The 7,830-nt window shown below is 65.5% G+C and carries 9 protein-coding genes; all 9 read left to right on the forward strand.

From position 1 onward, the window contains the following. Positions 1-83 precede the first annotated feature (83 nt). Positions 84-2,117 carry a methionine--tRNA ligase gene (metG, locus tag E8E91_RS15775; RefSeq protein WP_280376709.1) on the forward strand — a complete coding sequence of 678 codons (2,034 nt, stop codon included), beginning with the start codon at positions 84-86 and terminating at the stop codon, positions 2,115-2,117. A gap of 285 nt (positions 2,118-2,402) precedes the next feature. Then, positions 2,403-2,957 carry an Rnf-Nqr domain containing protein gene (locus tag E8E91_RS15780; RefSeq protein ID WP_280376712.1) on the forward strand — a complete coding sequence of 185 codons (555 nt, stop codon included), beginning with the start codon at positions 2,403-2,405 and terminating at the stop codon, positions 2,955-2,957. After that, positions 2,954-4,324, forward strand: coding sequence for an electron transport complex subunit RsxB (rsxB, locus tag E8E91_RS15785; RefSeq protein ID WP_280376715.1), 1,371 nt, complete (start codon positions 2,954-2,956; stop codon positions 4,322-4,324). The genes E8E91_RS15780 and rsxB overlap by 4 nt, the downstream gene beginning before the upstream one ends. Before the next feature lie 99 nt (positions 4,325-4,423). Next, the gene (locus E8E91_RS15790; protein ID WP_280376716.1) at positions 4,424-5,431 is read left to right on the forward strand and encodes an RnfABCDGE type electron transport complex subunit D; all 1,008 of its coding nucleotides are present in this window, start codon (positions 4,424-4,426) and stop codon (positions 5,429-5,431) included. After that, positions 5,428-6,036 (forward strand): RnfABCDGE type electron transport complex subunit G, encoded by a 609-nt coding sequence (locus E8E91_RS15795; protein ID WP_280376717.1) that lies wholly within the window; start codon positions 5,428-5,430, stop codon positions 6,034-6,036. The genes E8E91_RS15790 and E8E91_RS15795 overlap by 4 nt, the downstream gene beginning before the upstream one ends. Then, a complete protein-coding gene (locus E8E91_RS15800) occupies positions 6,033-6,605 on the forward strand; it encodes an Rnf-Nqr domain containing protein (RefSeq protein ID WP_280376719.1) in 573 nt (190 codons plus the stop codon). Before E8E91_RS15795 ends, E8E91_RS15800 begins: the two co-directional genes overlap by 4 nt. After that, positions 6,602-7,240 (forward strand): endonuclease III, encoded by a 639-nt coding sequence (nth, locus tag E8E91_RS15805; protein ID WP_280349472.1) that lies wholly within the window; start codon positions 6,602-6,604, stop codon positions 7,238-7,240. Before E8E91_RS15800 ends, nth begins: the two co-directional genes overlap by 4 nt. Before the next feature lie 107 nt (positions 7,241-7,347). Then, positions 7,348-7,527 (forward strand): hypothetical protein, encoded by a 180-nt coding sequence (locus E8E91_RS15810; RefSeq protein WP_151132350.1) that lies wholly within the window; start codon positions 7,348-7,350, stop codon positions 7,525-7,527. 103 nt (positions 7,528-7,630) lie between these two features. Then, the coding region (locus E8E91_RS15815; RefSeq protein WP_280374028.1) for a helix-turn-helix domain-containing protein at positions 7,631-7,830 on the forward strand (200 nt) is incomplete at its 3' end.

The following is a 7,830-nucleotide window of genomic DNA, read 5'->3' on the forward strand; positions in this document are numbered from 1 at the left end:
TGGTCCTCCGCGCGTGAAAAAATCGCGGCGGGCCTATATAGTTGCCGACTTCCCTTCTGTTTTACATCCGGTAGCCGAGCACCATGACCGAGCCCCGCAAAATCCTTGTGACAAGCGCCCTTCCCTATGCCAACGGGTCCATCCACCTCGGGCATATGGTCGAATACATCCAGACCGATATCTGGGTGCGCTTCCAGAAGATGCGTGGCAACCAGGCTGTCTACGTCTGCGCCGACGACGCCCACGGCTCGGCCATCATGCTGCGCGCCGAGAAGGAGGGCATCACCTCCGAGCAGCTGATCGACAACGTCCGCGCCGAGCACACCGCCGACTTCGCCGACTTCCTGGTGGACTTCGACAACTACCACTCCACCCATTCGGAAGAAAACCGCGTCCTGTCCAGCAGCATCTACACCAAGCTGCGCGACTCCGGTCACATCGGCACCCGTCCGGTGACCCAGTACTACGACCCGGAAAAGGAAATGTTCCTGGCCGACCGCTTCATCAAGGGCACCTGCCCGAAGTGCGGCACCGAAGACCAGTACGGCGACAACTGCGAATCCTGCGGTGCGACCTACTCGCCCACCGAACTGAAGAACCCGAAGTCCGCCATCTCCGGCGCCACTCCGGTGCTCAAGGAATCCCTGCACTACTTCTTCAAGCTGCCGAACTTCGACGCCATGCTGAAAGAGTGGACCCGCAGCGGCGCCCTGCAGGAGTCGGTGGCCAACAAGATCGCCGAATGGCTGGATGCCGGCCTGCAGGAGTGGGACATCAGCCGTGATGCGCCCTACTTCGGCTTCGAAATCCCGGACGCGCCCGGCAAGTACTTCTACGTCTGGCTGGACGCACCCATCGGCTACATGGCCAGCTTCCAGAACCTCTGCGCGCGCCGTCCGGAACTGGACTTCGACGCCTTCTGGAACAAGGACTCCAAGGCCGAGCTGTATCACTTCATCGGCAAGGACATCGTCAACTTCCACGCCCTGTTCTGGCCCGCCATGCTCGAAGGCGCCGGCTACCGCAAGCCGACCGCACTGAACGTGCACGGCTACCTGACCGTGAACGGCCAGAAGATGTCCAAGTCCCGCGGCACCTTCATCAAGGCGCGCACCTACCTGGACCACCTGCAGCCGGAATACCTGCGCTACTACTACGCGTCCAAGCTGAGCCGCAGCGTCGACGACCTCGACCTGAACCTCGAGGACTTCGTGCAGAAGGTCAACTCCGACCTGGTGGGCAAGGTGGTCAACATCGCCAGCCGTTGCGCCGGTTTCATCCACAAGGGCAACGCCGGCAAGCTGGTGGCCGAGAATGCCGCGCCTGAGCTGTTCGCCGACTTTGCCGCTGCCGCCCCGAGCATCACCGAAGCCTACGAGAACCGTGACTTCGCCCGCGCCATGCGCGAAATCATGGCGCTCGCCGACCGCGCCAACGCCTGGATCGCCGACAAGGCGCCCTGGGCCCTGGCCAAGCAGGAAGGCAAGCAGGCCGAGGTACAGGCTGTCTGCGCCGCTGGCGTGAACCTGTTCCGCCAGTTGGTGATCTTCCTCAAGCCCGTGCTGCCGCACCTGGCCGCCGCCGCCGAGCAGTTCCTCAACGTCGCCCCGCTGACCTGGGACGACCACAAGGTGCTGCTGGCCGACCACCAGCTGAACGCCTTCAATCCGCTGATGACCCGCATCGAGCCGGCGAAGATCGAAGCCATGGTCGCCGCCTCCAAGGAAGACCTGGCCGCCGCCTCGGCGCCCAAGGGCAACGGCGAACTGGAGAAGGACCCGCTGGCAGCGGAAATCGCCTTCGACACCTTCGCTGCCGTCGACCTGCGCATCGCGCTGATCGAGAAGGCCGAGTTCGTCGAAGGCGCCGACAAGCTGCTGCGCCTCTCCCTGGACATCGGCGATGCCAAGCGCAACGTCTTCTCCGGCATCAAGAGCGCCTACCCGGACCCGAGCAAGCTGGAAGGCCGCCTCACCCTGTACGTCGCCAACCTGGCAGCGCGCAAGATGAAGTTCGGCGTCTCCGAGGGCATGGTCCTGGCCGCCGGCCCCGGTGGCGAGGAAATCTACTTGCTCAGCCCGGACAGCGGCGCCAAGCCCGGCCAGCGCGTCAAGTAAGGCCCCGAGCACCAGCACAACGCCCGCTTCCAGCGGGCGTTGTGCTTTCCGTAGGTTGGGTAGAGGAACGAAACCCAACGCTGCACGGTTGGGCCATGTCACGTCGGGCCTCGCTACGCTCGGCGCCAACCTACGATACCGTCATCCGCAGCTCCATATCAGCCCGTGACGCCTGAGCTAGCCTTGTCACAGGAGGCCGGCCGTCGCGGTCGCGCCCCTGTACCGCTCCGGCTGCATCCCGGATAATACGCGGCCCTTTTTCCAGCCTGGCGACGCTCCGTCCCTATGACCGACTTCATCTTCGCCCTGCTCGGCGCGGCCCTGGTCAACAACCTCATTCTCGGCCTGCCCCTGGGCGCCGACAGCCTGCGTCAGCCGCGCAGCCTTGCGCTGGCCCTGGCCGGCGGTGTGCTGATTTCGCTGGCCACGCCCATCGCCTGGCTGCTCGAACAGGTTGTGCTGGCCCCGCTGGGTCTCGAATCGCTGCGCCTGTTCATCTTCCTGCCGCTGCTGGCGCCGCTTGCCCGGCTCTGCCTGGAAGGATTGGCCCGTGCACGGCCGAACCTGTCGCGGGACGGCCTCTGGCCCCTGCTGCTGGCCAACGGTGCGGCCCTGGGTGCCATGCTGGTCGGCAGCGCCGGCGGCTTTGGCTCGGCCCTCGGCCTGGGCCTTGGCGGTGGCATCGGTTTCTGGCTGGTGCTGACCCTGTTCGACGACCTGCTGCAACAGGTGGATGAAACCAAAGTGCCTGCCGTTTTCCGTGGTACCCCGATGCTGCTGATCTGCGCCGGCCTGATGGGCCTGGCCTTCCTCGGTTTCAATGGCATGGGGGCACAATGAGCCAGGCCAGCCTGATCCAGCGTATCGACGCGCTGCTGCCCCAGACCCAATGCGGCAAGTGCGGCCACCCCGGCTGCAAGCCCTACGCCGAAGGCATCGCCCAGGGCGAAGCGATCAACAAATGCCCGCCCGGCGGCACTACCACCATCATCGCCCTGGCTGACCTGCTGAAGGTCCAGCCGCTGCCCCTGGATGCACCCAACGGCCCGGTGCCGCCGCAGATTGCCTTCATCCGCGAAGCCGAATGCATCGGCTGCACCAAATGCATTCAGGCCTGCCCGGTGGACGCCATTGTCGGCGCGGCCAAGCAGATGCACACCGTGATCACCGACGAATGCACCGGCTGCGAACTCTGCGTGGTGCCCTGTCCGGTGGACTGCATCGATATCCTGCCCCTTGCCGATCCGGCCGCCAGCGCCCAGCGCGGCCACGCCGACCAGTTCCGCGAGCGCTTCGAATTCCGCAATGCACGCTTGGCGCGCGAGGAAGCCCGCCGCCAGGCCGAACGTGAAGCCCGTGCCGCCCGCGCAGCCCAGGTACAGCAGAGCACCGCTGCCGCGCCGCAGGACGCCGTGCAGGCCGCCATCGAACGGGTGAAGGCGCAGAAGGCCGCCACCCCGAGCCTGAGCGACCAGCAGAAGCGCCTGAAGATCGAGGCCGCCATGGCCCAGGTGGCGCTGAAGAAGGCCGAAGACAAGCTGGAGGTTTACGGCACGTCCGACCTGCAGGCACTGGTCGTCGAACTGCGTGCCGCCAACGAGAAAGCCCAGGCCGCGCTCAAGGCAGCGCTGGAGGCCGCTGCGCCACAGGCAGACGAGGCCACACTCAAGCAGGCGAAGATCGCCGCCGCCATGAGCCGCACCCAGTTGGCGCGGGCCGAGAAAGCCTTTGGCGAATCCCCCACTGCCGAACAACAGTCCCAGCTGGCTGAACTGCGCGCCGCCGTGGACCAGGCACAACAACGCCTGGACGCTGCTCACGGCGCCCCGGCCGCGCCCGTGGCCACTGAGGGGGAAATGCGCCTCAAGCAGGCCAAGCTCGCCCTCGTCAGCCGTCGCGCAGAGCTCAAGGGCGCCGAACAGCGCGGCGCCAGCGAGGCGGAACTGGCTCCGTTGCGCCAGGCGCTGGCCGATGCCGAATCCGCCCTGCACGCCGCCGAGGACGCCTCCGGCAAGCAGCCGCCCGACCTGCAGCGCATCGACAAGCGCCCCGTGGACCCGGCCCTGCGCGCGCTGAAAACCGAACTGGCCTACGCCCGCGCCGACGTCAGCAAGCTGGAACGCCAGGCCGACGCCGACCCGGCAGCGCTGGCCCAGGCCCGCGAACGCCTGGCCCGGGCTGAGCGAAACCTCAATGAGCAGCGCTGAGCAGTGCATCGTTTGTAGGAGCGAGCTTGCTCGCGAACGCACGCTGCACTGCATTCTTCGCGAGCAAGCTCGCTCCTACGGTTTCTTGCGAGTCCGGCCATGACCACACGCCCGGCCTTCGACCCGCGCCCCAGCATGCAGCTGGTGCTGGTCGCCTGCCTGCCAGGCTTTCTCGCGCTGTTCTGGCAATACGGCTGGGGCAGCGTGCTGCAATTGCTGGTGGCCTTGCCGGTCGCCGTCGCCTGCGAGGCCCTGGTACGCCGCCTGCGCCAGCAGCCCGCCGCGCCGGAGTCGTCGCTCCTCAACCAGCCCTTGCTGGGTGAAGGTAGTGCCCTGGTCAGCGCCGTGTTGCTCGCGCTGGCCCTGCCGCCCTACTCACCCTGGTGGCTGACCGCCAGTGCCTGCGCCTTTGCCCTGCTGCTCGGCAAGGCGTTGTTCGGCGGCTTCGGCCAGAACCCCTTGAACCCGGCCATGCTTGGCTACGCCCTGGTGCTGGTAGCCTTTCCCGCCCACCTCAACCAATGGCCCACACCGGGCCAGCACCCCGGTCTCGGCGAATCCCTGCAACAGGTGCTGGGCGTTGGCGGCGGGCTGGTAGACGGCTGGAGCCAGGCCACCGCGCTGGACCACCTCAAGCACAACAACCGCCTGACCATCGACGAACTCTTCGCCGGCCACGTCGCCTTCGGCAGCTTCGGTGGGCGCGGCGCTGAATGGGTCAACCTGGCGTTCCTGCTGGGCGGCCTGTTCCTGCTGCAACGCAAGGTCATCCGCTGGCACGCGCCAGTCGGCCTGCTCGCCGGCCTGTTCGTCATCAGCCTGCTGTGCTGGAACGGCAGCGGTTCGGACTCCAACGGCTCGCCGATCTTCCACCTGTTCAGCGGTGCCACCATGCTCGGGGCCTTCTTCATCGCCACCGAGCCCGTTTCCGGCGCTGCCAGCGACCGCGGCCGCCTGCTGTTTGGCGTCGGCGTCGGATTGCTGGTCTACGTGATTCGCACCTGGGGCGGCTACGCCGACGGCATGGCCTTCGCCATCCTGCTGATGAACCTGCTGGTTCCCGCCATCGACCGCTATGCCCCACGGAACGCGGAGGCGCAGGCATGAAGGGTCGCAACCTGGCCATCCTGGCCGCACTAGCCGGTCTTGGCCTTGCGGTGCTGATCGCCGCCGACCAGCTCCTCGCCGGGCGCATCGACGCAGAACGCCAGGCTGCCGATGAGCGCGCCCTCCTCGATCTGTTGCCCCCGGGCAGCTACGACAACCATCCCCTCGCCCAACCCATCGCCCTGCCGGAAAGCGAATTGCTGGGCAACCCTGCTCCCACGCAGGCCTGGCTGGCCACCCGCGAAGGGACGCCAGTGGCCGTGCTGCTGCCGGCCACCGCCAAAGGCTACGAAGGCCCGATCCGCTTGCTGTTGGCCATTCGCCCAGACGGCCGGCTGCTGGCCACCAAGGTGCTTGGCCATCGCGAAACCCCCGGTATCGGCGACCGCATCGAGCCGGCTCGCAGCACCTGGCTGCGGATATTCACCGACGCATCCCTGGCCAGCCATCCCGAGGCGGAGTGGCGTGTAAAGGCCGACAAGGGCGAGTTCGATGAGATCGCCGGCGCCACCATCACCTCCCGCGCAGTGGTCAGCGCCACCCAGCACGCGCTGCAATTCTTCGACGGCCAACGCCTGTTGCTACTCGGGGAGAAAGCCCCATGAGACCCGGTCACTTCGGTTTGATGGGCCTGGCCCTGCTGCTGGGCGCCACCGACCTGCTGGTGAAGGGGCTTGGACTGGCTATGACCGCGCTTCCCGTGCTGCTGCTTTTCGGCGTGGCCCTGCCTGCCCTGCGCCGTCACCTGGACCGCGCCGGCTACTGGCTGGGCGTGCTGCTGCTGTCCGCACTGCTGGCGTCCCTGGCAAGCCTGCTGCTGCAAGCCGGTGCCTTTGAACTGCACCGCGCCCTGGGCCCTTATCTCTACCTGCTGGTACTGCCCTGCCTGCAACTGGCCGCAAGCGATTCCACGGACGCGCTCGACGGCCTCGGCGCCGGGCTGGCGTTTGCGCTGCTCGCCGCGCTGCTGGGCGCGCTGCGCGAAGTGCTCGGCCACGCCAGCCTGTTCGCTCACTTCGACTGGCTGCTGGGCCCGCTCGCACTGGGTTGGCGCCTGCAATTCGGTGCCGACGGCATTCCCCTGTTCGCCGTCGCGCCCGGAGCCTTTATCCTGCTAGGTACGCTACTGGCGCTCTGGCGCCGCCTGACCACCCGGACCGCTGACTCCCGATGAACGCCGCGAAACGCTACGAAATCTTCCGCCGCCTCCACGACGACGACCCCAACCCCACCACCGAGTTGGCCTACAGCACGCCCTTCGAACTGCTGATCGCGGTCATCCTTTCCGCACAGGCGACCGACGTCGGCGTGAACAAGGCCACAGCCAAGCTGTACCCGGTGGCCAATACCCCGGAAGCCATCCATGCGTTGGGCGTTGAAGGCCTGTCGGAGTACATCAAGACCATCGGCCTGTACAACAGCAAGGCCAAGAACGTCATCGAGACCTGCCGCCTTCTCATCGAGAAGCATGGCAGCCAGGTGCCGGACAACCGCGAGGACCTCGAGGCCCTGCCCGGCGTCGGTCGCAAGACGGCCAACGTGGTACTCAATACCGCCTTCCGCCAACCTGCCATGGCCGTGGATACGCACATCTTCAGGGTCAGCAATCGCACCGGCATCGCCCCCGGCAAGAACGTGCTGGAAGTGGAGAAGAAGCTGCTGAAATTCGTTCCAAAAGAATTCCTGCTGGACGCCCACCATTGGCTGATCCTGCACGGCCGCTACGTCTGCGTGGCCCGCAAACCGCGCTGCGGCGCGTGCCGCATCGAAGATCTGTGCGAATACAAGGCGAAGACTTCGGACGATTGATGTCCTATTAAATCGCTCAGGTATCTGATTGAAAAAATCTTTTTTACCGGCTCTGGCTTTGTGGTTATAAGGTGCGCCAATAGCGCCCCGCTTTGTGGAGTGACCCTATGAGCACAGCCAAAGACGATATCGAGCTCGAAGAAGAATTCGTTTCCGAGGATGCCGAAGAATCGGAAGCCCCGGCAGAAGCCGCCAAGACCAACCTGACCAAGCGCCGCATCATCGACAACTACCTCGAAGAACGGCGTTTGCAGAAGCAGCTTTCCGATTACGACTTCGACCTGTAATCGGCGTCTTGCCCAGAAGCCCCGCAATTGCGGGGCTTTTTGTTTGTCCCTGTCCCGTCCTGAATAAGGTTTACACCTTTGCCCTTATTTTCAGGAGAGCTCCATGGCAGAAGGTGTACGACGTAGCCAGCGCGATTACACACAGGCTTTTAAATTGGCGGTGGTCGATCAGGTCGAAAAAGGCGAAATGAGTTACAAGGAAGCTCAGGCCCGTTATGGCATCCAGGGCCGGTCGACGGTGTTGGTGTGGTTACGCAAGCATGGTCGGCAGGATTGGAGCCAGGGGGCGTCCATTCGTACGTC

Origin of the sequence: Pseudomonas sp. BN515, from assembly GCF_029873155.1 — a bacterium.
In the GTDB taxonomy this organism is placed as follows: domain Bacteria; phylum Pseudomonadota; class Gammaproteobacteria; order Pseudomonadales; family Pseudomonadaceae; genus Metapseudomonas.

Coding starts and splice junctions, on each gene's coding strand:
- nth (WP_280349472.1), top strand. CDS start 6,602: ATGAACGCCGCGAAACGCTACGAAATCTTCCGCCGCCTCCACGACGAC.
- E8E91_RS15795 (WP_280376717.1), top strand. CDS start 5,428: ATGAAGGGTCGCAACCTGGCCATCCTGGCCGCACTAGCCGGTCTTGGC.
- E8E91_RS15780 (WP_280376712.1), top strand. CDS start 2,403: ATGACCGACTTCATCTTCGCCCTGCTCGGCGCGGCCCTGGTCAACAAC.
- E8E91_RS15790 (WP_280376716.1), top strand. CDS start 4,424: ATGACCACACGCCCGGCCTTCGACCCGCGCCCCAGCATGCAGCTGGTG.
- E8E91_RS15810 (WP_151132350.1), top strand. CDS start 7,348: ATGAGCACAGCCAAAGACGATATCGAGCTCGAAGAAGAATTCGTTTCC.
- rsxB (WP_280376715.1), top strand. CDS start 2,954: ATGAGCCAGGCCAGCCTGATCCAGCGTATCGACGCGCTGCTGCCCCAG.
- E8E91_RS15800 (WP_280376719.1), top strand. CDS start 6,033: ATGAGACCCGGTCACTTCGGTTTGATGGGCCTGGCCCTGCTGCTGGGC.
- metG (WP_280376709.1), top strand. CDS start 84: ATGACCGAGCCCCGCAAAATCCTTGTGACAAGCGCCCTTCCCTATGCC.